Genomic DNA, 834 nt, shown 5'->3' on the forward strand with positions numbered 1-834 from the left:
TCAGTGCCTGCATAGAGAAAACAGACTACCCGCTCCCGGAAGAGTTGTTGTCAACATCCTCCCGGTGAACGGTTACAATCAAAGCCCCTGTTTTCAAACCGGATCGGGAAGAGAAATATCACGTGGCATGGGAGGTATTTGCCAATGACTGAGCTATCGAGTGTTTTGCTACCCCATGAATCAGAGCATGCGCGGCAGCGGAAGAAGGCGTTTATGAGCTTATTGCTCTGGCTAGGCGCAACGCTGGCATTAACAGTTTCCAGTATACATGCGAGTGACACGTTGGCATTCCCTCAGGCTGACGACTATCCCATTGCCGCAGGGCTGCTGGCAGCTTCAGTTATCCCCTGGTTTTGGACCCTGAAGCACTGGAAAAAACTGGTCGAACTCCGCCGTAGTTGGAGTGAATACTGTTTGGTCAAAGAGCGTGTCGCTTACCTCGAACGTCTGACACAAAGCGAAGCTGTGAGCTCTCTCTTTACCGATCTGCAGCAACAGGCCAAGTCAAGTCGGTTGATTGGTGCGTTACTGGATGTCAGTCGTTCGGGCCTGAACAAAAGGAAAACGGAACTGCGGCGACAGGAGATGCAGGTTGCATTGAGTCAAGAGGCGATGCACTTTCAGGAAAGTGTGGGACGACATCTCGAGAAAAAAAAGCAAGACCTGCCCCTGTTCAAGGCGAGGGCGAGAATTCAGGCTTCTATGAGTTTTTTGCAGGCAAGACGTGAGGAGCTAAAAGCGCAATGGGAAGCCGCTTATCATGTACAGGATCTTTAGCTACAACCAATTGAAATAGATAGAAAAAAGGCTTCGTTTGTGATCTGATTTAATCGC

Annotated in this window: 1 protein-coding gene; it reads left to right on the plus strand. The window is 49.8% G+C overall.

Going from position 1 to position 834, the window contains the following annotated elements; all coding sequences use genetic code 11:
* Positions 1-213: 213 nt before the first annotated feature.
* Positions 214-777: a hypothetical protein gene (locus OKC30_RS21205; protein WP_270809840.1), complete on the plus strand. Its 564-nt coding sequence runs from the start codon at positions 214-216 to the stop codon at positions 775-777.
* The last annotated feature ends 57 nt before the right edge of the window (positions 778-834 follow it).

Origin of the sequence: Aeromonas sp. QDB18 (assembly GCF_027705325.1) — a bacterium.
Taxonomy (GTDB): domain Bacteria; phylum Pseudomonadota; class Gammaproteobacteria; order Enterobacterales; family Aeromonadaceae; genus Aeromonas; species Aeromonas caviae.